Source organism: Vibrio sp. TRT 17S01 (genome assembly GCF_050113695.1).
Classification (GTDB): domain Bacteria; phylum Pseudomonadota; class Gammaproteobacteria; order Enterobacterales; family Vibrionaceae; genus Vibrio.
Genome location: NZ_JBNJOG010000010.1, coordinates 98,477 through 123,218 on the forward strand (window position 1 = coordinate 98,477; position 24,742 = coordinate 123,218).

The 24,742-nt window shown below is 42.0% G+C and carries 15 protein-coding genes and 1 pseudogene; 5 read left to right on the forward strand and 11 right to left on the reverse strand.

What is annotated here, in order from left to right; genetic code table 11:
* Positions 1-42 precede the first annotated feature (42 nt).
* The 4 genes and pseudogenes from ACQEXS_RS15700 (at position 43) to ACQEXS_RS15715 (ending at position 6,916) form a co-directional block, all read left to right on the forward strand.
* Positions 43-252 (forward strand): helix-turn-helix domain-containing protein, encoded by a 210-nt coding sequence (locus tag ACQEXS_RS15700; RefSeq protein WP_427014457.1) that lies wholly within the window; start codon positions 43-45, stop codon positions 250-252.
* A gap of 104 nt (positions 253-356) precedes the next feature.
* Positions 357-1,933: pseudogene (locus tag ACQEXS_RS15705) on the forward strand (N-6 DNA methylase).
* Positions 1,917-3,128: a restriction endonuclease subunit S gene (locus tag ACQEXS_RS15710; RefSeq protein ID WP_072161398.1), complete on the forward strand. Its 1,212-nt coding sequence runs from the start codon at positions 1,917-1,919 to the stop codon at positions 3,126-3,128. Before ACQEXS_RS15705 ends, ACQEXS_RS15710 begins: the two are co-directional and overlap by 17 nt.
* A 5-nt stretch (positions 3,129-3,133) precedes the next feature.
* Entirely contained in the window at positions 3,134-6,916 is a 3,783-nt protein-coding gene (locus tag ACQEXS_RS15715) for a type I restriction endonuclease subunit R (RefSeq protein ID WP_427014458.1), read from the forward strand.
* Positions 6,917-7,110: 194 nt separating this feature from the next.
* Here the strand turns inward: ACQEXS_RS15715 and ACQEXS_RS15720 are convergent, their stop codons facing one another.
* The 8 genes from ACQEXS_RS15720 to rraB all read right to left on the reverse strand — a co-directional run bounded on the left by ACQEXS_RS15720 (position 7,111) and on the right by rraB (position 16,744).
* Complete coding sequence (locus tag ACQEXS_RS15720) at positions 7,111-8,286, reverse strand: hypothetical protein (RefSeq protein ID WP_157052397.1); 1,176 nt, start codon at positions 8,284-8,286, stop codon at positions 7,111-7,113.
* A 47-nt stretch (positions 8,287-8,333) separates the two neighbouring features.
* Positions 8,334-9,362: a nucleoid-associated protein gene (locus ACQEXS_RS15725; RefSeq protein ID WP_053410595.1), complete on the reverse strand. Its 1,029-nt coding sequence runs from the start codon at positions 9,360-9,362 to the stop codon at positions 8,334-8,336.
* A gap of 402 nt (positions 9,363-9,764) precedes the next feature.
* Positions 9,765-10,013 carry a hypothetical protein gene (locus tag ACQEXS_RS15730; protein ID WP_427014459.1) on the reverse strand — a complete coding sequence of 83 codons (249 nt, stop codon included), beginning with the start codon at positions 10,011-10,013 and terminating at the stop codon, positions 9,765-9,767.
* A 162-nt stretch (positions 10,014-10,175) separates the two neighbouring features.
* Entirely contained in the window at positions 10,176-10,670 is a 495-nt protein-coding gene (locus ACQEXS_RS15735; RefSeq protein WP_053410596.1) for a hypothetical protein, read from the reverse strand.
* A 17-nt stretch (positions 10,671-10,687) separates the two neighbouring features.
* Positions 10,688-12,715, reverse strand: coding sequence for a hypothetical protein (locus ACQEXS_RS15740; RefSeq protein ID WP_053410597.1), 2,028 nt, complete (start codon positions 12,713-12,715; stop codon positions 10,688-10,690).
* Complete coding sequence (locus tag ACQEXS_RS15745) at positions 12,712-14,556, reverse strand: hypothetical protein (RefSeq protein ID WP_053410598.1); 1,845 nt, start codon at positions 14,554-14,556, stop codon at positions 12,712-12,714. Before ACQEXS_RS15745 ends, ACQEXS_RS15740 begins: the two co-directional genes overlap by 4 nt.
* Positions 14,556-16,181 carry a site-specific integrase gene (locus ACQEXS_RS15750; RefSeq protein ID WP_427014460.1) on the reverse strand — a complete coding sequence of 542 codons (1,626 nt, stop codon included), beginning with the start codon at positions 16,179-16,181 and terminating at the stop codon, positions 14,556-14,558. The genes ACQEXS_RS15745 and ACQEXS_RS15750 overlap by 1 nt, the downstream gene beginning before the upstream one ends.
* Positions 16,182-16,321: 140 nt before the next feature.
* Entirely contained in the window at positions 16,322-16,744 is a 423-nt protein-coding gene (gene rraB, locus ACQEXS_RS15755; RefSeq protein WP_427014461.1) for a ribonuclease E inhibitor RraB, read from the reverse strand.
* A gap of 563 nt (positions 16,745-17,307) precedes the next feature.
* On the opposite strand from rraB, the gene arcA reads away from it, so the two are divergent.
* A complete protein-coding gene (gene arcA / locus ACQEXS_RS15760) occupies positions 17,308-18,528 on the forward strand; it encodes an arginine deiminase (protein ID WP_427014462.1) in 1,221 nt (406 codons plus the stop codon).
* 53 nt (positions 18,529-18,581) lie between these two features.
* On the opposite strand, the gene tldD is transcribed toward arcA, so the two are convergent.
* From tldD to ACQEXS_RS15775, 3 genes are read right to left on the reverse strand one after another with little or no spacing between them, the layout of a single operon-like run.
* Positions 18,582-20,027 (reverse strand): metalloprotease TldD, encoded by a 1,446-nt coding sequence (tldD, locus tag ACQEXS_RS15765; protein WP_427014463.1) that lies wholly within the window; start codon positions 20,025-20,027, stop codon positions 18,582-18,584.
* The gene (locus tag ACQEXS_RS15770; RefSeq protein WP_427014464.1) at positions 20,017-20,853 is read right to left on the reverse strand and encodes a carbon-nitrogen hydrolase family protein; all 837 of its coding nucleotides are present in this window, start codon (positions 20,851-20,853) and stop codon (positions 20,017-20,019) included. Before ACQEXS_RS15770 ends, tldD begins: the two co-directional genes overlap by 11 nt.
* A 15-nt stretch (positions 20,854-20,868) precedes the next feature.
* Positions 20,869-24,738 carry a YhdP family protein gene (locus ACQEXS_RS15775; protein WP_427014465.1) on the reverse strand — a complete coding sequence of 1,290 codons (3,870 nt, stop codon included), beginning with the start codon at positions 24,736-24,738 and terminating at the stop codon, positions 20,869-20,871.
* Positions 24,739-24,742: the final 4 nt, after the last annotated feature.

The window sequence follows — 24,742 nt, forward strand, 5'->3', positions numbered from 1 at the left end:
ACTGTGCAATTGTTCAACAAATTAATTTCATAAATAAAAAACATGAACAAGAAGCTTGCAGTACTTGTGGGCAAACGCATTGCAAAAATGAGGAAATCTAAAGGGTTAACTCAAGATAAACTCGCGTTGTTCGCAGAAATAGATAGAAGTTATGTAGGACGCATTGAGCGCGGTGAAGTCAATATCACGATTGAGAAGTTGTATGAAATTGCGGAGACCTTGGGCTGTGATGCCAAGGAGCTTCTCCCCTAAAACACGGTTAATTTTCATCAACCACGACAAACAATGTACATCTACTAGGCAGCACGCTAGGCGTATGTTGCATATTACGGTAAAATTTCCCCACTAAATTTCGCATGGCAAACAAGAACATGGCTAAGAAACCAGCAGTAAAGAAAAACGAAAAATCATTTGAAGAAACACTCTGGGATGCAGCCAACAAGCTACGTGGTAGTGTTGAATCATCCGAATACAAACACATCGTATTAAGCCTGATATTCCTCAAGTTCATCAGTGATACCTTTGAAAAACAGCGTCAAAAGCTAATTGATGCGGGGCTAGAAAAACACATTGATATGGTTCCAGCTTACACCAAGGACAATGTGTTTTATCTACCTGAAGAGAGCCGTTGGAGCTTTATTCAGAAAAACGCTAAACAAGAAGATATTTCGCTTTAAGTACCATCGAAAAAACCAACAAAGCACTGCAAGGCGCATTGCCTGACAATTACTTCTCCCGTCTTGGTTTGGATGTCAGTAAGCTAGCTGCATTGATTGATGTCATTAACAACATCGATACCTTAGCGAATCCGCACGAAGATGTAGTGGGTCGTGTCTACGAATATTTCTTGTCTAAATTTGCGATTGCAGAGGGTAAGGGTAAAGGCGAGTTCTATACACCAAAGAGCATCGTTAACCTAATCGCAGAACTGATTGAGCCATACAAAGGTAAAATCTATGACCCTTGTTGCGGTTCGGGCGGTATGTTTGTTCAGTCAATGAAGTTCATTGAGAACCACAAAGGCAACAAGAAAGACGTTTCTGTATATGGTCAAGAGTACACAGGCGCAACCTACAAACTAGCGAAAATGAACCTCGCTATTCGTGGTATCTCTGCCAACCTTGGCGCAGCCGCCAAAGACACCTTTGCCAATGATCAGCACGAAACCCTAAAAGCTGATTTTATTATGGCAAACCCACCATTTAACCAGAAAGATTGGCGAGCTTCCGATGAGCTGGTTGATGATCATCGTTGGGATGGCTACGAAGCACCACCAAGCAGTAATGCCAACTATGCTTGGATTTTGCATATGGTTTCCAAGCTGTCTGAAAATGGGGTCGCTGGTTTTATTCTGTCAAACGGTGCGCTATCAGGCGATGGGACAGAAAAAGCCATTCGCAAAAAGCTGATTGAAAATAATTTGGTTGAAGCGGTAATTATTCTGCCTCGCAGTATGTTCTACACCACCGATATCAGTGTCACCTTGTGGATACTTAACAAAAACAAAAAAGCGCATACAGTTCCGCACGAAGATGTCACTCGCAATTATCGTGATCGTGAAGAAGAAATTTTGTTTATGGATCTTCGTCAACGTGGTGAACCATTTGAGAAGAAGTATGTTCAGTTCTCTGAGCAAGATATTCGAGACTTTGCTGATACGCTTCATACTTGGCAGCAAGAAGGGGCGGAAGATAAGTACAAGGATATTGCAGAATATTGTTACTCGGCTAAGAAAGCTGAGGTTGCAGCCAAGGATTACTCGCTTGTCCCTAGTAAGTACATTGAGTTCATTAACCGAGATGAGAACGTTGACTTTGATGAAAAGATGGAAAGTCTAAGAAGTGACTTTAGTTCTCTTTTATCAAAAGAAGAACAATCTAAGAACGACTTACTAAATGTTTTTAAAGAGCTGGGCTATGAAATCAAACTATAAAAAGCTAGGTCAGTTTATTCGGGTTGTTGACTCAAGAAATAAAGAAAACCGTAAGGATAACCTACTTGGTGTATCAACCCAGAAGGTGTTTATTGATTCTGTTGCTAACACTGTAGGAACTGACTTTAAAAAGTACAAAATCGTCAGAAAACATCAATTCACTTACGTACCTGATACGTCTCGTAGAGGAGATAAAATCGGTATCGCAATGCTTGAGTCATTAGATCAGGCGTTGGTATCCCAAGCTTATACCGTATTTGAGGTTATAGACTCAAATCTGCTAGACCCAGAATATTTGATGATGTGGTTTAGGCGACCTGAATTTGATCGCTATGCTCGATTTAAGTCTCACGGTTCAGTTCGTGAAATTTTCGATTGGCAAGAGATGTGTGATGTTGAATTGCCAGTCCCATCTATCGAAGAGCAGCGTGAAATCGTGCGTGAATACAATGTGGTGAATGACCGTATTGCACTCAACGAACAACTTACTCAAAAGCTAGAAGATACCGCTCAAGCAATTTACAAACAGTGGTTTGTTGATTTTTCTATACCTGATGAATCAATCGTCTTGGCAGAAACAAAAAACTTAGACTTTCCAAAAATACCAGAAGGTTGGGAGATCAAGCGTATTGATGAGTTGGCAAACAAAATAGGTAGCGGTTCAACACCAAGAGGTGGTAAAGGCGCATACAAATCCCAAGGTATTTCTCTTATCCGTAGTATGAATGTACACGATTATCAATTTGTGTACGAAGATCTTGCGTTCATTGATGACGTTCAAGCTAAAAAGCTGGCGAATGTAGAAATTGAACCTAGAGATGTACTTATCAATATTACGGGAGTTTCTGTTGCTCGCTGTTGCGTTGTGCCAAATTCGGTATTACCCGCCAGAGTAAACCAACACGTGATGATAATTCGACCAAACCTAGAGATGTCCTATTACTTGCAGTGTGCCTTAGCTAGTTCGAGCTATAAGTCTAGATTGTTAGGGACCAGTGAAGGTGCTTCCACTCGACAAGCTCTAACAAAGGCAGATATTGAAGAGTTTTTGGTTTTAGTTCCATCTGAAGGTGTGCTTGCAAAGTTTGAGGGTATCGCTGAAGTAATCTTTTCAAAGATTGCAGCCCTAGCCCAAACTTCGCAAAAACTGAAAGAGCTAAGATCAATTATATTAAGTAAATTAGCAACGAGTTGAACGAAATGAAATTCACAGAAGAAAGGCTAGAACAAGCCATCATTGAACTGCTAGGGAAAGAAGGCTACCAACATACTCGTGGTGAAGCGATTGAGCGAGCACCTGAAGAAGTGCTGATTAAGTCCGATCTTCGTGAATTTCTAGCCACACGTTACCAAGCGGAAGGCATTACAACGTATGAGATAGAGCAAATTATCCATAAGCTTGAGTACCTTCCTGCTTCGGATCTCTACGATACCAACAAAGCCATTATGAAGTTTGTCTCTGATGGTTTTTTGCTCAAGCGTGAAGATGCAAACCAGAAAGACTTATACATTCAGCTTATCGACTACGTTGACTTAGAGAACAACCGCTATCGCATCGTCAACCAAATGGAGATACAAGGCTATGAGCAGCGTATCCCTGACGGCATCTTGTACATCAATGGTTTGCCATTGGTGGTGTTTGAGTTTAAGAGCGCGATTCGTGAAGAAGCGACCATTTATGATGCGTATAAGCAGCTTACCACTCGTTATGACCGAGACATTCCTGAGCTATTTAAATACAACGCCTTGTGCGTGATTAGTGATGGTGTGAATAACAAAATGGGGTCTTACTTTGCCCCATACGAGTTTTATTACTCTTGGCGCAAAATTACGGGTGCAGAGAAGCTAGATAAAGACGGTATTGATTCACTGTTTACAATGATCAGCGGTTTGTTTAACAAAAAACGACTCACTGATGTTATACGTCACTTTATCTACTTTCCTGATACTTCAAGCAAACAAGAAAAGATTGTTTGTCGTTACCCTCAGTATTACGCAGCAACCAAGCTTTTCGCCAATATCAAACAACATATGAAGCGCTTTGATGAGCACGGTAAGCTGGTGAGTGGTGATGGTAAAGGTGGTACGTATTTTGGCGCAACTGGTTGTGGCAAGAGCTACACCATGTTGTTCTTATCTCGCCTACTGATGAAAGATGTCGAATTAGGTAGCCCAACCATTATTCTCATCACCGACCGTACTGATCTGGATGATCAGCTTTCAGGTCAATTCACCAATGCAAAGGGTTATGTGGGTGATCAAAACATCATAAGCGTAGAGAGTCGTGCTGAACTTCGTGAACACTTGAAAGGGCGTAAAAGTGGTGGTGTATTCCTGACTACCATCCATAAATTTACCGAAGATTTGGAGTTGCTGACTGAGCGAACCAACGTCATTTGCATCTCGGATGAAGCTCACCGCAGCCAAACCAATTTAGAACAAAAAATTACCGTTACTGAAGACGGTGTGAAAAAGACTTACGGCTTTGCTAAGTATCTTCACGACTCTTTACCAAATGCTACTTATGTCGGTTTTACAGGTACACCGATTGACGCAACGCTGGATGTTTTCGGTGCAGTTGTCGATAGCTACACAATGACAGAATCGGTTTTTGATGAAATTACCGTTCGTATCGTTTATGAAGGTCGAGCAGCAAAAGTGTTGCTTGATGGTCGCCAGCTTGAAGAAGTCGAAAAATACTATAAAGCCTGTGAAGAAGCAGGAGCAAACGAATATCAAATAGATAAAAGCAAAACGGCTATGGCAAGTATGTCTACCATACTGGGCGACCCAGATCGCATTAAGGCCATAGCAAAAGACTTTGTTGAGCATTATGAGAAGCGTGTTGAAGAAGGCACTACTCAAAAAGGCAAAGCAATGTTCGTTTGTAGCAGTCGTGAAATCGCTTATCAGTTCTACAAAGAACTGATTGTGCTTCGTCCTGAGTGGGATGAGGTAAAAGTATGTGAAGATGGTGCAACTTTATCGGAAAGTGATAAGAAAAAAGTGAAGCCGATGGAACGAGTCAAGATGATTATGACTCGTGACAACGATGATGATAAAGAGTTGTGGAATAAACTCGGTAGCAAAGAGTATCGTAAAGAGCTGGATCGTCAGTTTAAAAATGGCAAATCGAACTTCAAAATCGCGATTGTCGTGGATATGTGGTTAACAGGCTTTGATGTGCCGTTTCTCGATACCATCTACATAGATAAGCCATTACAAAAACATAATCTGATCCAAACCATTTCGAGAGTAAACCGTAAATTTGAAGGTAAAGAGAATGGTCTGGTAGTCGATTACATTGGCATTAAAAAACAGATGAACCTTGCTCTTTCCCAATACACAGCAGGGCAAGATCAGAACCTAGAAGACATTAAACAGTCGGTCATTATCGTTAAAGATCACCTGAGTCTGTTAGATGGGTTATTCCATAAGTTCGATTCAAAGCCATACTTCAATGGCACTCCCCTAGAGCAGTTACATTGCTTAAATGCCTCGGCTGATTTTGCACTTAGAACCAAGAAGTTTGAAAAGACGTTTATGGATCTGACTAAGCGCCTCAAATCGGCTTATGACATTTGTGTGGGAAGCAGTGAGCTGACTAAAACCCATAAAGACAAGATTCATTACTATCTAGCCGTTCGTACCATAGTATTTAAAATCACCACTGGCGGTGCGCCAGATGTAGAGCAAATGAACCGCAGAGTAAGGGATTTGGTTAAAGATGCTCTTATCAGTGATGGAGTCGAAGAGATCTTTAAGCTGGGTGAGAAAGACGGTGGCGAGATTGATATTTTTGATGATGATTATCTCGCCAAACTGGAGATGGTGAAGCAGCCCAATACGAAACTTCAACTGCTTCAGCAAATGCTTGCTAAGGCGATTGGTGAGTTTAAAAAGACCAATAAAGTGAAAGGTGTCGATTTCACCAAGAAAATGAATATGTTGGTTGAAAAGTACAATGAGCGTGACGAAAAGGATGTACTTCGCTCGGAAGTCATTAATGATTTTTCAGATGAAATTATCAACCTTTATAATGAACTACGTGCTGAAATGGCATCGTTTGGTGAAATGGGGATAGATTTTGAAGAAAAAGCGTTTTACGACATACTCATTTCACTGGCTCATAAGTACGACTTTACCTACCCAGAAGATAAGCTGCTTGAACTGTCAAAAGAGGTAAAAAAAGTCATTGATGATAAAGCCAAATATACCGATTGGAACAAGCGAGACGATATCAAAGCTGAACTGCATTTCGACTTGATTATCTTACTTGATGAGTGGGGCTACCCACCAATCGACCGTGATGAGGTGTATAAAGAGATTTTTGAGCAGGCAGAGAACTTTAAGAGAAACAATCCTAACCGCATCAGTAACGATGATCGACCATCAGAACCAATTCCGATGCTACTAGGAGATAAAAAACTCTATCGCGCTTCTCAAGTTGCTCGACTTTCTAATGCTCAAGAACTAGCCACGATTACGTTCAAGGCGGAATTGCCCTATGAGAGGGATTTTGGTTCGCTTTTCACTACGGGATATTACAGTGAGCTTAAAGAGTTAGGTATTGTTTCTTCATTGGTGCTAGATACCACAATGACCGCTTTGTCAGAGCTTGAACAAGCTACAAAGGAGCTAGAACTACCTTTGTATGATGGAGAGCGTAGTGGGATTGTCTGGGCGTTACAGTCTGCTAGAGATGGAAGTATATATGACGAGTTTATCGCTTATGCTGTCGAAGTCGCGGGAGACGAGAATTTTCGTACATACATTGAAAGTGCTATTTATGATGCCGCAAAAGCTTCATTTTGGGCATCATTCGTTTTAATACCCAACATCATACGCAAAAAGTACCAAAAACGTTGTGAAGAAAAAAATGCTCAGGCAGAGATCGATGAGGCCATCGCCAATAGCCCGAATGTCGTTGATTTTAGGAAACATAGTAAATGGAAGAACAACTCGAATAATTCCATTCATTAACAGACAATGGTAAAAACTTTATGACTATTCCCAAGCACAATGAAACTTAATGCCTTGGAACTTGATTAAAGACTAAATTGTTTGAGTTGAGTTGGTCGATACAAAAAGCCTTTGACACTGTCGAAGGCTTTTCTAACTAAATCTGATTATGAGCGGCATAGTATCTTAGTTGTAATATGTTTTATTGTGATACTTTATCCAGCTACTATTGGAAGCGTAATCGCTTTGTACGTGACCAGCACTGTAAAACCAAGCAATACGATAGCGAAAACCATAGTCGCTACTAGCTTGAGCCACACTCTCAGTTTTCTTGTATCTAAGCCCTGCTCTAATGTTCCAAGCTCATCCTTTTGCCCTGATTCAAGCTCATCACCGAGACGCTTGAAAAGATCTTTATATTCATTCTCAGTAGCACTTAATGTCGCAAACTGACCTAACAGATTCCAACAGACCACGACAACCAGGAAAAACACCATCAAGCAGTACGAGATATTCTTAAAAAATTGAAGGCTTTCTATCGAGTCTGTTGCTTGCATTTGCGAAGTAGCAAACCATACACCCAATGGAATCGAGAATGTTTTGGTGGCAACTTCATCAAACACTTTATTTACTTTATCTATGTACTCTGTTGCTTTCTCTCGATACTCTTTACGTACTTTATCAAATGAATAGTTTCGAACATATTGCTCATAACTAACTAATAATTTACTTGTAAATGCATTGAAATTGTTAACTAGATGAGACAATCTCGACTTAGGGTCAAGATCACTTAATAGGTTGTAAAGAGCCTCGCGAACTAAACTGTTCATCGCCTCTTTGTGCTGGTCTTTACCTAGCAACTCATCATAAAAACCAATATCAATATCTGCACTAAGCACAGAGCCATCAACAGACAAAGTTATGTCTAGTGGTTGACCACATAAAATAGTATATATGTTGCCTTTGTTTACATGGGCAACATCCTTAATTAAGTTACACACTTTTGAAACATTTAGATAAGTTGTGAACTTGGCATTTGTAGAATCTTTCGTGAGAATCTCGTTGAGATCGCTGATATAGACTGCCTCAACAGGATTGAGCAGATAATCTGTATAGTTTGTTAAATCAGCCCAAGTAGAGCATATAAAGTGATCTTTGTTTTGAGCTGATTGTTTGCTTAATTCGATCTTAGCTCGATTACACACATTGTAGTGCTTATCAGTAATCTCATTGTTTACTGTTAAATCAACCTTTCTAGTATCGTCTTTATAAATACTAAATGAAGCCGAGCACAGCCCGACTTCATTCAACCGCTTAAGCTTGTCAACAATATCTGCGTTAAAGTCTACAAAACCAGACACGTCGTTACCGTCAACAACCACATCGGTCATCAACTCTCTTATCGACTTGTATAGCTTTAATGTCTCAATATTCATAGCTAGTCATTGTCTTTAGCTTCTCGCTGAAGGTCTATAATGCTCTGTTTCAATGTCTCTGGTATATCAGTAAAAATCAACTGTTCATTTTCAAATGTAACGGTCTTACCAAGCAACTCGTTGTCAAAGCTAATTGATACACCTTTACCACGGCCACTTAAGCGAACATAACGTTTCAACTCTGCTGAACTAATCGCTATTTGCTCGCTTAATTGATGTTCGTCATTACGAGCAATAGCTAAGAAATCGTCAGTTGAATCAGGGAAAACTGCATTAGCGACATGTGTTAGGAGCACTTCTTTACCCGCTTTCTGTTGCTCTTGGATAAAGCTATGAGCACTATCTAATTTTGATTGTGTCTCATCACTACCTAAGCCTAGCTCAGAAGAATAAGTTTTGATCGCTGTTTTTAAAGCACTCGTTTCACGAGTTGCGGCTTGTTTATCACGCTGACACCCAATAAAAGACTCAAAGTAATCGCGCATTTCAACAGAACGACCTGTTTTGAACTTGATATAGCGAGTACTCAAGCCCTCGTCCCAGTCAGTTAAGTTGATAGATGCGCCTAAGTGTAAGCGGTTAAGGTCTATGATTGTAGCTGAACTTAAATCAAGATCTTTACTTGCGTTAATACCGTCAATTCGATTTAGTACGGTAATCGCTAACAATGTGTTCTCACGATACTCATACATGTAAAATGCCAGTATACCACCTTTGACACTTTGGAGCTTAGGCTCACGGATAATATCAGCAAATCGCTCAGCCATGTCCTTGGTAGTTTCAACGAAGGTTTTCTCTTTGTTTTGTAGGCGCTTTAACTGCTGCTCGAAAGCTGGTTCAAGCGTCGAATCACCATCTACGCCAAACTCACCAATATTAAGCGTTGATTGAGAAAACAACTCAATTAGTTGTTCAGTTAGCTTGCTTCCTAAGCCTTCAATCGAATTTTCTTCATCACGCAGATTTGTTACTACTGGATCACCATCGTTCTTACGTGTAACTTCATGAAGAATTACGTTCTTTATTGCCATGCTCTAGCCTTCATATAAAAACATTATGCATAGAGTACAGTAACCTAGTATTTCCAATGAAGAATTTTGTTTGATGAAAGCAGCTTAGATCTCAATAATTTAATTAATATGGGACAACACAGTTCATATTGAACATCCACCGACTACCTAGACACACTTTTGCTTTGCCCAAACATAGCTTACCCGCCAACATCAACCTAGAGCTTAGATTCTAAAATGTTTTCATCCAATAGTGAGCTAGGATACTAGCAGGGAGACCGTAAGTTCTAGTCGTGACGAACAAGATCAAGAATCAGCTTCTACACATGGTCAGACATATTGTCGAACGACAATATGAAGCAACAACTAATTAGAATATCTCTGAAACAACCCAAAAATCAAAGTAACCAGTTGATATTTAAGCTATCTTAAACATGACAATCTTACAGTGACATCTTGAAAACCAATGTCTTTTGCTGCCTTTATTGCAGCATCATAACTTTTAAACGCTTTTGCTTCTTCAGAAGCCCTCTGGCTACTCAAAACAGCATTATCAGCTTGTTTCTTGCCAATTAAAGTTAAATTGTACCCTTGGCTCATAAGAGCGTCTGTAATACATGCTTGTTTAAAGCATCCTGCGTCGAATTTTATCTTGGCTTCTTTGATTTGCACTTTACCCCCTCTCTTTAATCAAATTCAAAATTTGATTAATCATTTTTAAAATTTGATTACCGCGTTGATTTTTAACTTCATTACATGAATGCGTGTTTACGTTAAGTGGCTTGACTACCAGTCAAAAAACAACATTTACCAAATAGCAGCAAAAACTGGCAGTTAAGACTTTTTGTGATGCTCGAACTCCACAACTTCGGCAGAAAGCTGCTCCTGAAGTTCGTATACACGAAACATTAGTGACTTATTTAATATTTCGAGTTTAGTATTGATAGCAAGCGCCTCATCTCGCTCCCGCCGATACTCGATCTTTAGTTCCTTTTCACGATTTAATTCGGCTCTGAGTCTATTAATTTCACTCATATCCACTGACTCCGAAGCTATTTGCTCCGATTGTCTAGGATCATCCAGGGAAGCGTTGTATTTTTCGATTGCTGGGTTAGCGACCTTTTCAACAAAATCCTTAAACTTATGGATATAGCTTCGCCCTAAACCCGCTTCATTGTTAATTTTATTAAGCGTTAGGCGACCCTTTACCTTTGTTCTCAGAGGCTTACCACCTTTACCTATCAGGCGGTCTAATGCCCTTTGGAGCTTTTCCTCAGCGGAAAGAGATTTCTCTTCTTGTACCAGCTTTTTTAGTTCTTCTTGGCTCATAATATCGGCTCCATCTCTTAACTAGCGCTATTAAAGATGATTTCATCGTTAAATGGCGTGTAAGGGATTTCGTGCGCCTTAAGCGTCAGTTCTTCCACTTGAATTTTCTGTTTTAAACCAGTTAGAATCGAGCTTTTCAGTGGATCGCCAGTGTTCAGGTTCGTAAACTTAGCAATCAGTCGATCTCGTTGTTTAGCAATCACTTTAGCCCCTTTATCCGAAACCACCTTGTGAGCACACTCTTTGACTTCTGCACGAAATGCCAAAGTTCCACACACTCGGTCACAAGAACCATTAGTACAATAGGCACCACTAGGGAGTTGCATAATATGGAAGTTGCCGCGACGAACGTTTTCCTCAATTTCCTCACGAGTCATGAAGATACTTTCTCCAGCCTCTAACTTCATCATTCGTTCTTGCATGATTTCTTCACCTTTCGCGCCACTCAAGTGTTCACTTTGGTTAAAGATTTCATCAAAAATATCAACACCTAAGTCAATACCTGCCTCCTTTAGCTCTTCAAGGATGTCTTCATCCATCAGCAGATCATTCATCTGCGCAAGTTCAGCGTTATTGGCATAGTAGCCTGACATATTAATATTTTCGTGCTTAAACTGAAATTTAATTCCAGAGGCCGTACCAAACCCGTACCGAACAAAAAATACCGCAAACGTTCGTCTAAAGTCGTGAGAAGACAAGCCTGAGTATGTGCCGCCAACTTTTAGCTCTCCCTCTCTCGATGGATTGAGCATATTAAATTCTTCAACATCCTCAATCGTTGCTTTGTAATCTAAATTTTTGATAAATTTTCTCAATGCATTCGCAGGGTCGAATATATAAACATCGCTGCTCTGAACTATTGCTTTCGCCACTAAAAATGATGACTTAAGTTGTTTTCTCAAGTGTTTAACTTTTTCGGGAGTATAACCTCCAGTTAGTCCTTGCCGTTCTTTTTCATCAACTTTTTGTTGATAAAGCAAACGAGTAGACTCCATCATGTCATAGGCTAGCTCTAGGGCGACCTCAGCTACGGGATGCGATTGCCATGTAACTAATGTGGGTTTTGCGTTACGCCCCTTGGTTGTTTCTCCTTTAAGAACAGTTACCTTTTTACCGTTAACTTTTACGTCACCAACACTATTTTTATTGAAGGAAACAGCCTCACCAATTCGAACACCTGAGAACCCTTGTACAACTATCAAACAACTAACCAATATATCTGACAAAGCTGCTCCCGTTAAATCAACTTTGAAGTCAGGTATATCATGTACAATACCCCTCATAGCGCTAATGATTCTTTGAGAAATAGCTATAGGTGTCATTGATAATTCACGACCAGAGCCACGACCTTTCGTAAAAAATTTTTCCCCAGATTTTAATCGCGTATTAATTTCATACGCTTCCCCCATGACAGCTGATATCTCATGACGATACGAATGATATTTTTCAACAGTTTCTAGGGCATGACTTATTATTCGCTGATACAAGCGATGCGGGAGCGCAACGTGCTGCTTTGATTCATTGCTTCGTGCACATTTCCTAATTGCCTTTGCATCGACATACAAACCTAATTCATTACACTCTGTCAGTTTATTTAATGCAGAGAGAACCTTTTCAACGCTGATCTTGCCTAGGTTTCTTTGTTTTAATTGACGAAGGAACTGCTTCCATTCTCGACTTTTTTCTAGGTTATGCCACTTTGTGCTCTCCAAACAGTCTGCTATATGCTGTAGAGCTGTTTTCATTCCGTCCATCATATTCACTGATAATGGCGATAAATTCTTTTTCTTTGAATAGTGATAAAACTTATATAATGCATCCTGTATTCCAGCAACATACTCTGATTTTGTTGCAGTAAACCTCAGTATCAATTGATAAGAAACACCCACAGTATGCGATGGAGAAAAATCCCACACCTCAACGTGGTATGGCTTATCCATGGTATCGAGTTTATCTAACTCTTCCATTAAGAAAGCCGTTGGAGACTTCTGAAAAGGCGTTAGTGAAGTAACGTTATTGTGGGTGTTGCGTTTGTGATTATTCATGAAAATGCTTCCAGTAAGTCCATTAGGCTATATCCATCACTGTAAAGCGGGTGTGGGGATTCGCTATGTTTTTCCTGAGCTTGGGCATAATTATTAGGGGAAACCGCTTTAAATCGCGTTAAAATCGATTCTATGGTGTTGCACAACTTGTGAAATTTATCCGTTGGTAGGCTATTAATTGCTGGATAATCCTTCATTTGCTGTAACGTGTCATTGAAGGACATCATCAGCCAAATATCTTCTACTTCAGACACCAATCGATGAAACTCACATTCAAAACAGCCGAGAAAGTCAGTACATTTTTTCTCTTCTGGCTGCTTAATACCCATTTTTTCTAAATTTTTCTTAACGGTATTTGCTGCGCCTTTCGTAGCATCTTTACAGCGAACACCAAGTGGAGTTTGCGCGTCATTTTCCCGTTCTTCTTTGCGTAGCCGCTTATAATCATAATCACTCAATACATCGGCATAGCTGTACTTTGCCTGGCTCGCTGCCTCATGAGGATCCGTTCCATTTTTCACAACGTCATATAGAGCTTCATTTGACGCAGCAAGATTACGTTTATGGTCACTTTCGTTGCCATGAGCATAACTAGCCTTAATCGTTTTAACATCGTTATTCGCCGACATCGAGACTAGGTAAATATCCGAAGTCACCTTCATTAACGTGTCGATCTTGGTTTGGCGCAATATCGACGGATTGATATGGGCAAACCCTAATTTTTTCGTAAGCAAATTAACCCCGTTTTGAGGCGCGGTTTGCCCCGCATCAACACATCCTTTTATTTCACCTGACTTCATAAAATAAGGAAAAACCCAATCAGTGCTTGACTCCTTCTGAAGCGCTTTAGAAACTTCCAACCATTGATGAAAGAACTCTTGAGTCTTTTTATGAAAACCCATTGAGGTATCAAAGCCTAGGTGTTTGGCGCGGGCTTTGGTCATATCAAAGTACACCTTTCCATGGAACTCTTGTGTAAACCTCACATCGCTAAAACGCAGGTTTAAGAGTGGATTAGTATTCTGCCCAGTAAAACAGTAGGCCAGCATAGCAGCCAATCTACAAAAATGGTTACGTGCCGAATTTTCTGTTACCACTGCTATCTTAAAAGCTCTCTTATAACTGCTTTTTTGCCTTCGGTTCCAGCCCTGATTTTTAGCTACCTTGTTAAACTTCTTTTCATCCCAGAAAGGATGAATATCAGGCTTAGTCCCCTCTACAAAGTGCCTTCTAAATTGACCAAACGCGGCAATAAAGCATCGAAGTAACGGTTTTAACTCACCAACAACATCAATTCCTTTATGAGATTTAGCACTTTGACGCGCCCTTTTCACTGACTTTAGCGCCTTTGCTTCAGTGCTACGGTTCAGAGTTCTCAGAAAGAAGCTCAACATATCCCTTGCGTTTGACCAGGTAGCTGGCTGTTGCTCACCACGGTTACATTTGTCTTGGTGGTAATCCATGAAAGCGCTGTATAGATCGGGATGAAAATAATCACCATCAACAGGCTCTTTTTGGGTATTATCAAGCCATCGAATATACAGCTTAAGTTCGGAAAAATGCCCTTTCTTAGTGCGATTGAAATCTGTTTTTAACAACAGGTATATATCCCGAGCAAATTGCTCTCTGCCCGCAACTGGGATGTAGTCCACCCCATTTTTTTTTTGACCATTTGCGAGGTAGTTAGGTGCACCTTTATAAAAAAGTTGGTCTATATAGGCTGTAACCCCACCACACTTCAGTTTTAATTCTGACAAATGGAGCGGCTCAACCGTAGCGGAGGGGGACCCATAAAAGTCATCGTCAAGTCCAACGAATTTAGAACGAGTTTTACGACTCATTAAGATGCCTCATTTTTATAAGTTTTTTCGACCTCAGGGAGGTTATCCAACTCATCTTCCTCATCGAACACACCGAGATAATCCAGTACATCCTCCCAAATTTCGTCACCTGTTGGCTGCTCTTGAGCTACTTTTAAGTAAAGCAACGTGGTAGATAGGTCTTCATGCCCAAGAAGTGCCGACACTCGTGCTAGCGCATCGTCAGCGTTCATTTTTTTCAACAACGTCCGAAAAATAGAAACAGCAAAAGTAGCGCGAAGATTATGAACTACTGCATCAATATCATTGACCAGATTCATCCTTGCGGTTTTTCTTACCTCATTCCATCGAGTATTGATTTCTTCCAATTTCTTAAAAAACGGAACACCTGAGTTGCTAATAAAAAGATATTTCTTCGCCTCATCAACACCATCAACACCATCAAAGTACGCATCATTGCCAGCTTCTCTCTCAACCAAACACCTCTCTCTAAATTTCTCAAAACGATTTTTATATCTTTCAGAATGGCTATATTGGTAAAGCTCAAGCATCAATGAGCTAGGGATAATTGTACGGCGAGATTTATTATTATAGCCGCCACTAGGATCTTTAGTCAGAGAGCCATATTGGTCACCAACACCAAGCCTCATCATAACGCCTTCCGCATTAGGACGAATAATTTGGCCTAGATGTAAACTCGCCCCCTCCTCCTTGCGCAGACCTGTATAACGAAGAAGGCGAAACAGCAAACAATACTCCTCAGGCAGACTTACTAGCTTTTCGTCACCCTTAACGTTCTTGAGCACTCGTTTAGTCTGAACAAGAATGTTTTTAATTGCCTTCCATTCACTATTGGCAAGCGGCTTTAACTCACGTCGAGCATTAGGTAGCCTTCCACCATCATTTTGCTTAGATTTTGCGAAACTTAATCGAAGGTCGGTAGTTTGCACCTCTTTACGCTTATGAGCCTTCATGTTAGTGCCGCTGTTATCGATATCAATCAGGAAGGTCTCAAATTCAAATGGTGGGTTATTAAATTTCATGCCCTGCCTGAGATGGTACTTGTAAAAATCAATCATTGAACGCACGTATGACATTGCAGTAGTTTTAGATAATCCTGTGCCATCGAGAGTAGTCCTTTGGACAGCATTTCTATACATAGTGGTGACACGCTGGTTTTTTCTAAGAGAAAAACTATCCCACGCAGGGCGGGGAGGGTCGATTAAAGGATCGTAATCTTCGTTATCATATTTAGCGTCCCATTTTGCCTGAGCATCTAATATAAACCTGAAAAAGTGAACGAGAGCTTTAGAAGCTTGCTGAGCGTCTTCTTTGTCATCGACAACGTGTTTTGCAAGGATGAACTCATTTACGTAATTCATTGGTTCGTAGGAAACCAAATCTCCTTTAACGAAAATTGGATTACCATGTTCATCTTTAATTGGTTTATCGTTCTCATCTAGCAGATTTACTTTCTCGTAACCAACTAGACTCAGGAAGATAATCTTCTTGATGTGCGTATGATTACCTTTGTTTGGAGAGTATTCGTATTGAGGCTCACCATTTTCATCAATGAACACTGATGGTTTTCGATAAGTGAAGTGCTTTATTGTTTTTGTCTTGATGTCGTAAATAATATCAGTCACTTGAATATCACCAATTCATTCTCTAGTCATCACTCACCATATCACACCTTTTCACCATTAAAAGTGTATGGTTAACAGAAATCAAAAAAGAGTTAAAAAAAAGCCTCACCATGTGGTAAGGCTCTCATAAATTCTCACTTTTACTCTTCATCAAAATCGTCTGGGTCTTCATACTCATCAGAATCGTAGGGGTGTTCATAATAAGTGCCCCAGCCATCGTAAATGATGTCGTATTTCTCTGCGAGATTGATTAGCTTCTCGACTTGTTCATCAATCACTTCTGCTTTTAGCGCAGACTGCATTGTTGCATCACAACACAGGAGTTTGTTACCGTCTTCATCTTCTGTCTCTTCCGCTTCCAACACTTCAAAACCCATTTTGAATGCTTCAACAACCGCTTTCTCCAGCGTATCAAAGTCTTCCGCAAATAGGTGATGCTCAATCTCATAGAGCGCATCAGGATCACTGCCATCTTCAAGCAGAGCCTGGATAATATCGCGAGTGTCTTCTTTTTGAATCTCAATTAATTCTTCGACTGATAGATACTCATCTTCGTGAGACATAAGTGTTGCTCCGGATAGGGTCAGGTTGATCATTATTCGACGCGTCGAAATATGGCATGGATCGCGGCAAAATTCCACCATAACCCTGCCGTGAATAGATCTTTTCTGATCCTAAGCGGCGATAGCCATCATTACTAATGTCACAAATACAAAAAATTAACAATTTAGTTTCAACTCAGTAATTCAGCATGATCTGTTATAAGTACTCAATATTCGCTAATAAGTAAGAGTGCGTTTTTATGATGATCCACTGCATATCATGTAAATGAGCAGGATGAATAGAAATTAAAAATAGGACACATTTCCTCGCAAATAAATGAATAGTCATTCACTATTAAAGCGCAATTCCACAAGCAGATTGATTATTCCCAATAGAATACTGACGCATTTCCAATTCCTTCTTCAAATATCATTAAAATAGAAAAATAACCTGCAGATATAAATATTACAGACTTTAAAACCAACCAACCCCAAAATAGAAGTAGTTTAATCCATAACCATAGCTTGCAACTTTGCTTCAAGCTTGTCATAAATACGCATTGAACAAATTGTAAGGATGCAATATGAGTAAGTTGTACGTTGGATCAGAAGTCGGCCAATTACGCCGAGTTTTATTAAACCGCCCGGAGCGCGCCCTCACCCATCTCACTCCATCAAACTGTCATGAACTCTTATTTGATGATGTACTGGCTGTCGAAGCTGCTGGTGAAGAGCATGATAAGTTTGCCAATACACTGCGCGAACAAGGTGTTGAGGTACTCTTATTGCATGATCTGTTGGTTGAAACTCTTGAGGTTTCTGAAGCTAGAACATGGCTGCTAAATACCCAGATTTCCGATTTCCGTTACGGTCCAACTTTTGCCAAAGACTTACGTCAATACCTTGCAGATATGGACAACGAGCATTTAGCAACCGTTTTACTCGGTGGCTTGGCTTATTCAGAACTGCCAATTAAATCGGCTTCCATGCTCCCCCATATGCATCGCCCACTTGATTTCGTCATAGAGCCACTACCAAACCACCTATTCACTCGCGATACTTCTTGCTGGGTTTATGGCGGAGTTTCACTAAACCCAATGATGAAGCCTGCTCGTCAACGTGAAACAAACCATCTGCGAGCCATTTATCACTGGCACCCTGTCTTTGCAGGGCAAGATTTTATTAAGTATTTCGGGGATGAAGATCTCCACTATGACAATGCCAATATTGAAGGTGGCGACGTATTAGTCATAGGAAAAGGCTCCGTCCTCATCGGTATGTCAGAACGAACTACGCCACAAGGTGTTGAGAACTTGGCGGCTAATTTGTTTAAACACGGCCAAGCAAAAGAAGTGATTGCCGTCAGTCTGCCAAAGCATCGTTCTTGCATGCATTTAGACACCGTCATGACTCATATGGACATTGATACCTTCTCGGTCTACCCAGAGATCATGAGAAAGGATCTTGAAACATGGCGCCTGACACCAAAATCAGATGGCGAGATGAAAGTGAAGCAAGTCTCCAGCTACGTTCATGCTATTGAAGAGGCATTAGGCTTGGATTATCTCAAGATCATCACGACAGGTGGTGACAACTATGAAGCTGAGCGTGAACAGTGGAATGATGCCAACAACGTGTTAACGGTTAAACCCGGCGTTGTAATTGGTTATGAGCGTAACGTTTATACCAATGAGAAATACGACAAAGCAGGGATCAAAGTGCTCACCATTCCGGGGAATGAACTCGGCCGTGGCCGTGGCGGCGCTCGTTGCATGAGTTGCCCTATCGAGCGAGATGGTATTTAACTGAAAAAAGCTGCGAATTCGCAGCTTTTTTTATTCACCTCTGGTTAGGCGAATTACTCGGTTCCACCAACCGTAATTGAATCGAGTTTCAATGTTGGCTGACCCACACCGACAGGGACACTTTGTCCAGCTTTACCACACACACCGACACCGCGGTCAAGACTTAAGTCATTTCCTACCATGGAAACTTGCTGCATCGCTTCAATACCAGAGCCTATCAGCGTTGCCCCTTTTACTGGGCGCGTGATCTTACCATCTTCAATCAAGTAAGCTTCAGACGTAGAGAACACAAACTTGCCGGACGTAATATCCACTTGTCCACCACCAAAGTTTGGTGCATACAAGCCTTTCTTCACTGTAGCGATGATCTCTTCAGGCGTATGCTGACCTGGCAGCATATAGGTATTCGTCATACGTGGCATAGGCAGATGCGCATAAGATTCACGTCGCCCGTTGCCAGTCGGTTCAACCCCCATTAAGCGGGCATTGAGCTTATCTTGCATGTAACCTTTCAAAACACCATTTTCGATTAAGGTGTTGTATTTGCCTTGTACCCCTTCGTCATCAAGGTTTAACGAGCCACGCAGATCTTTGAGTGTGCCGTCATCAACAATCGTGCACAGATCAGACGTCACTTTCTGGCCGATTTTACCGCTGAATACGGATGACTCTTTACGGTTAAAGTCACCTTCTAAACCATGACCAACGGCTTCATGCAGTAAAACACCCGGCCAACCAGAACCCAATACGACAGGCATCGCTCCTGCGGGTGCCGCATCCGCTTCTAGATTCACCAGAGCCATCCGAATCGCTTCATCAGCATATTGATAGGCAACGTTCATCCCATCCATTTCTGTCAGGAAGAAATCATAACCAAAGCGGCCACCACCACCAGCGCTGCCTCTTTCTCGACGTTCACCACGTTGCGCTAATACACTGATTGATAGGCGAACAAGCGGGCGAATATCCCCAGCATAAGTCCCATCGGTTGCAGCAACCAGCATTTGCTCATGCACACCACTTAAGCTGATTGACACTTCTTTGATCAAAGGCTCTTTGGTTCGAATATACGCATCCAGCTCTTTCAATAGTGTGGTTTTCTGTTCTTTCTGCCAGCATTCAAGTGGGTTCACCGCACCATAAATGCTCTGATTATCTGTACGTCTGAATGCTTGAAGCTGGCCATTTTGCCCCTGCTGCGCAATACCGCGAGCAGCAATTGCACTCTGTTTTAAGCCTTCAAGCTGGATCTGATCAGAATATGCAAAACCGGTTTTTTCTCCCGTCACAGCACGGACACCAACACCACAATCGATGTTAAAAGAGCCATCTTTAATAATGCTATCTTCCAATACCAATGACTCATGCCAACTGGATTGGAAGTAAATATCAGCGTAGTCGATCTGACGGGTGGCGATACTCGCTAACGTATCCGCTACATCCTGCTCCGTCAAACCTGCCGGGCTCAGTAATGCCTCTTCAACCTGATTAATTGTCATACTCTGCTCTTATCTGGAATTGATTCTGAAATCTTGAATGTTGGTCTACCGGCATTGCGGCTCTGACCTCATCTACTTGTTTTAAGTCTATATCGACTACTTGGCTTTCGACACTACCACCTAACTGCAAAACAATACGGCCCCATGGGTCAATCACCATAGAATGGCCCCATGTTTCTCGCCCACAAGGATGTGTTCCGGTTTGGTTGACCGCCACAACCCAACATTGCGCCTCAATCGCCCTTGCTTGTAATAAGGTTTGCCAGTGCGCTTTCCCCGTGACAGCAGTAAAAGCTGCAGGGACGAGTAAAATCTGCGCTCCCCGCCGAACAAGCTCAGAATAAAGCGGGGGAAAACGCACATCATAACAAATGCTCATGCCTAGTGTCGCAAATGGTGTATCGCAAACCACAATGCGGTTACCCGCGGTGAATGTATCCGACTCACGATAACGCTTATGGCTATCTGCGACATCCACATCAAACATATGCAGCTTGTCATAATGCTCAACCAATTGACCATTGCTGTTAAACACTAATAACGTGGTCGTCACACCATTATCTCGTCGTATTGGCATGCTACCGATTAATAACCAAACATTGTACTCTTTGGCTATTTGAGCAAGCTGTTGTTGCAGTTCACCGTGACCAAGTGGCTCAGCATGACGGTGGTAGTCCTGCGTTTGTCCAAAAACCAATGCATTTTCTGGGGTAAGTACCCACTTCGCACCCTTAGCTGCCAATTCCGCAACCTGCTGTCGAATCCACATTAAGTTTTTCTGAGGATCCGGACCAGATGTCATCTGAATAATACCGACTCGTTCCATGAGTTCACCTCTTGGTTATTCCAACGCTTCACGCAGCTTTTCTGGTAACTCAAATTCCCCTTTGCTCCGTGATAATTCACGTACAGTCGGAGAATCCAAAGGCCCTTTCACTTCGTAATTGACTTGGGTAAATACTTCAACAACGGGTGAGATCACCGTTGTGATCGCTAAAACATACAGCGCCGTTTGTGGCGTCACCGCAAACGCTGTCAGTACTGGGATACCAGAGGTAATATCAGGGACAAAGTTCACTTCTGCATCCACCGTACGATTATTTAGGTTAGCAAGCCCTTTAATCGTCATTTCGCCCGCTACGGCATCCATCTTAATATCGTTGGTCAGGAAAATACCATCACGGATCTCACCACTGCCAGTGATAGAGTTAAACGCCATGCCTTTATCGAATACGTCGGTGAAATCTAGCTGCATTTTACGGATGATTGAATCAAGGCTAAACAAACCAAGTAATCTGGCTGCGCCACTCACGTCCGAAATCGTCCCTTTACCCAACTTAGTCTCAACATTACCGGCCAAGGTATTGATCTTCATTGACCAAGGCGCACCATCCCACGCTACCTGAGAAGTAATTTCAAACGGGGCTTTTTGGATCCCTGTAGAGATACCAAAGCGCTCCATCACATCACTGTTGTTATCACCCTTCATCGAAATATTAAACACGGTATGGCTAACATCATCCTTCACTTGCCATGAGCCGTTCATATCCACTTGGTTACTACCACTTCGAAATGACAGCTTCTTCCATTCCAAGCGATCGCCCTGACGTTGTAAATCCAATAAGGTTTTACCCACTCGGTAGCCTTGCAACCAGAAATCATCAATGGTTAGGGTGATATTCGGAATTTGATCGTGAAACTTGCGGTCGAAGGCAGAGATCAATGGCTCGCTTTGTTTCTCTGGTTGGAATAGCGAGGTCTCTTTCTGCTCTTGCTCTAAGGCCGGAATGTATACATGAAGTCGGTCTAATGCGACAGAGAGATCATAGGGCTCAAGGTAATTCGCTTCACCCACCGCTTCTTGACTCTCTAACGTCATATGCCAACCTAGATTTTTCTGACGAGCAGAAAAATCCACATCATGCCAATCAATACCAGCAAGATGAAGTTCAGATGCATTAATATCAATCCGTTGAGGCATCGGTATTTGTGGCGTGTTTAATTCATCCATTCTGGCCTTGGTTTTCACTTCCGGCTCAGACAACACAGTTAACCAGTTATCCAGATCAAATCGATCGGTTCTGATTTGCGCATTGTGACCAACCACAGGGCTGATTTTGAAGCTGCCACTACCCACAACAAGGTTTGTCGCCTTAAGAACAGGAACTTTAGGTCGAATATCAATTTCTGTTTGATATTTTAGACCCGGAAGCTGTAAGCGGGCGCTAACTGACTCTTGATTACCAGAAGCTTGCAGACGCGCTTTAGACGCTTTCTTTGCTGCCTTTTTTAATGGATATGGATAATCACTTGCCACCATTTTTAGGTCGGCTGAGGTATCAATCTGATAAGTAAAACCGACATCATTCAGTTGAATATCGACATCCATACGCCAAGGAGCATGACCTGTCACTGGGCCTAACCAACGTTCTCCCACATAGGGATAGAGCGGCTTGATGTCCCAGTCACCTAGTGCATCAATTGCCACAGAGTAGCCTTGCCCTGCATTTTCCCCCGCAAAATCAATCGATACTGCCTGCTCGAGTAATTCTGCAGATAACCCTGCTGCTTTAACGACATCATTATCAAACTCCACTCGTCCAGAAACTGACTCAAGTGTCATCGGAGGTGCATCGATTTCAACGTGGTTATTCTTTAGGTCCGCGTAACCCCACGCTCGCGCGTCATCACCATTAAACGGAACATTGAGTTGAAACTTCGAGCTCACATCCCCGTTTACTTGAACGGCAGTCAATGCAGCGCCAACGGAATCGACCAATGGAGAAGCCGTCATATAATCTCGTACAGCATTACCTTTTGCCACTGCGCTGGCTTCAATTTCAATATGGCCATTTTCTGCTAACTCGGGAATTCTGCCAGTGATACGTTTGGCTTTTACATCCATTAATGTTGCCTGATGCGAGTCAAGGTACATCGCATCATTTTGGAATAATAAGTCCAATTGTAAGTCAGTGATTGGCGGCCAAGCAGTATCAAAACTGAATTTGGCGTCTTTCAGCCCTACCCACGCCTGAAACATGCCATCATTGCCATGATAAGGAAATTGACCTAATTCACCGTACCAAAGCAACTTAGCCGTGTTCACTTTACCCGCTTGGATAGCGGTCGAAAGATAGTCCGTGAGATCGCGCCCAAGCGCTAAAGTTGGCAAATAACGCCAAGTTTCCCCTGCGTTATATAAATCCGCTTCGGCATAAAAGGAAAGGAAGGGGCTTTTGTCGTTCGGAAAATCCAATCGAAATGCACCAAGCACTTGCAAGTCAGGCGTCGCAGCGGTCACCTTATCCGCCCACAAACGCCACCCATCAGGCAAGTTTTGCCACACAATTTCGACTTGGCCCTGTTTGATATTTAATGGCGCTTGGAACACATCACCATAAGGTAAGACATCATCAATCAATGAGACCGAAGCCTTCGCCTGCTGTAAGTCACCAGATATTTGCGCCGATAAATGATGGACTTCTGGCAGCAGTTCCCATTGTGCAAGAGAGCCTTCTGTTAACTTAGCGGAGTAGCGTAAAGAATCAGCCCCACCAGACATCTCAAGACGAATATCCTCAACACGCCCAGCAGGCTTTAGCTGATTTAACAGCGCCATCGTTTGTTGAGACTCCGGAGCGAGCTTAACCAAAGGCAACAATGCCTTTAGCTCAAGTTGAGAAATATTGGCAATCCATTGTTGCGGCTGCCAATCCAAGACCATATCCAGCTCTGGCCATTCGGTATCATCGGTTCTGAGATTGAGTGAGTGAGCATTTACCTGCACACCCTCTGCTTTAGGAATAAGGCGCAGAACACCAGACTCGATAAGCAAGTCATGTTGTCCCTCTTCCTGCCACACCAACTCTGACGGTTTTAAATCAATGTATGCATCAACTGGCTTTGAACGTTCAAGGGTTAACCAACTGCTAAAGCTTACTTGCCCTTTTTCAATGCCTGTCTCGTCTTTTAAGTACTTAGTCAGCCAAGGCGTAACTAAAACATTGTCCGCAGCGAGGTAAAATTCACCGGAAATATCTTGAAATGAACCATGATCAGTAAAGTTAGCGCTTACTTGCAAAGAGTTCAGTGTGGTATCAGCGATATTCACCACACCTTCAGCCCAATGTCGACGACCTTGGTTGCGCCAACGTAGCTTGTCGATATCCAATTGACGCACTTCACCATCAAAACCTAAATAGGTGATCACTGAGTTACGAACTACGAACTCATCGAGCTGACGGAGAAAAAGTTTGTCTAACTGCTTGAGTACACTCTGTTGTGAGTCACTGGTTTGTTGGGGATCAGATGAACTATTATTTTCCAGCCAGTTAATCGAGCTCACATCCAGCTGCAACACCTGAATATTCAGATCAGCAATAACCGGCTGGAGCTGCATGATGGATTGCACTAAATCAAACTCAACATCCACTTGTTCGGTCGAAAAGTGGATATCACTGCCTTTTGGCGTTTGTGCTTTTACCCCTTGAAAAGAGAGTGATGGATGGGTATTACGCCAGTAGCCACCAATATGCTCAATTTCAAATTCAAGTCCAGTGCTCTGATTAACCCATGTTTGAATTTGGTCTTGATACTGATTGAGCTTTGGTAGCGCAACACGTAATGCTGTTACTGCTACCGCCAGTGTGACGAGTACAGTAACCAGCATCCAAAGTAGAATTTTAGAAAGATGAGTAGCCGTTGGATTCACGTTG

What these genes read in the sequence shown, in the direction of transcription:
- ACQEXS_RS15700 (WP_427014457.1), top strand. Translation starts at nt 43, where the DNA reads ATGAACAAGAAGCTTGCAGTACTTGTGGGCAAACGCATTGCAAAAATG.
- ACQEXS_RS15710 (WP_072161398.1), top strand. Translation starts at nt 1,917, where the DNA reads ATGAAATCAAACTATAAAAAGCTAGGTCAGTTTATTCGGGTTGTTGAC.
- ACQEXS_RS15715 (WP_427014458.1), top strand. Translation starts at nt 3,134, where the DNA reads ATGAAATTCACAGAAGAAAGGCTAGAACAAGCCATCATTGAACTGCTA.
- ACQEXS_RS15720 (WP_157052397.1), bottom strand. Translation starts at nt 8,286, where the DNA reads ATGACCGATGTGGTTGTTGACGGTAACGACGTGTCTGGTTTTGTAGAC.
- ACQEXS_RS15725 (WP_053410595.1), bottom strand. Translation starts at nt 9,362, where the DNA reads ATGGCAATAAAGAACGTAATTCTTCATGAAGTTACACGTAAGAACGAT.
- ACQEXS_RS15735 (WP_053410596.1), bottom strand. Translation starts at nt 10,670, where the DNA reads ATGAGCCAAGAAGAACTAAAAAAGCTGGTACAAGAAGAGAAATCTCTT.
- ACQEXS_RS15740 (WP_053410597.1), bottom strand. Translation starts at nt 12,715, where the DNA reads ATGAATAATCACAAACGCAACACCCACAATAACGTTACTTCACTAACG.
- ACQEXS_RS15745 (WP_053410598.1), bottom strand. Translation starts at nt 14,556, where the DNA reads ATGAGTCGTAAAACTCGTTCTAAATTCGTTGGACTTGACGATGACTTT.
- rraB (WP_427014461.1), bottom strand. Translation starts at nt 16,744, where the DNA reads ATGTCTCACGAAGATGAGTATCTATCAGTCGAAGAATTAATTGAGATT.
- arcA (WP_427014462.1), top strand. Translation starts at nt 17,308, where the DNA reads ATGAGTAAGTTGTACGTTGGATCAGAAGTCGGCCAATTACGCCGAGTT.
- tldD (WP_427014463.1), bottom strand. Translation starts at nt 20,027, where the DNA reads ATGACAATTAATCAGGTTGAAGAGGCATTACTGAGCCCGGCAGGTTTG.
- ACQEXS_RS15770 (WP_427014464.1), bottom strand. Translation starts at nt 20,853, where the DNA reads ATGGAACGAGTCGGTATTATTCAGATGACATCTGGTCCGGATCCTCAG.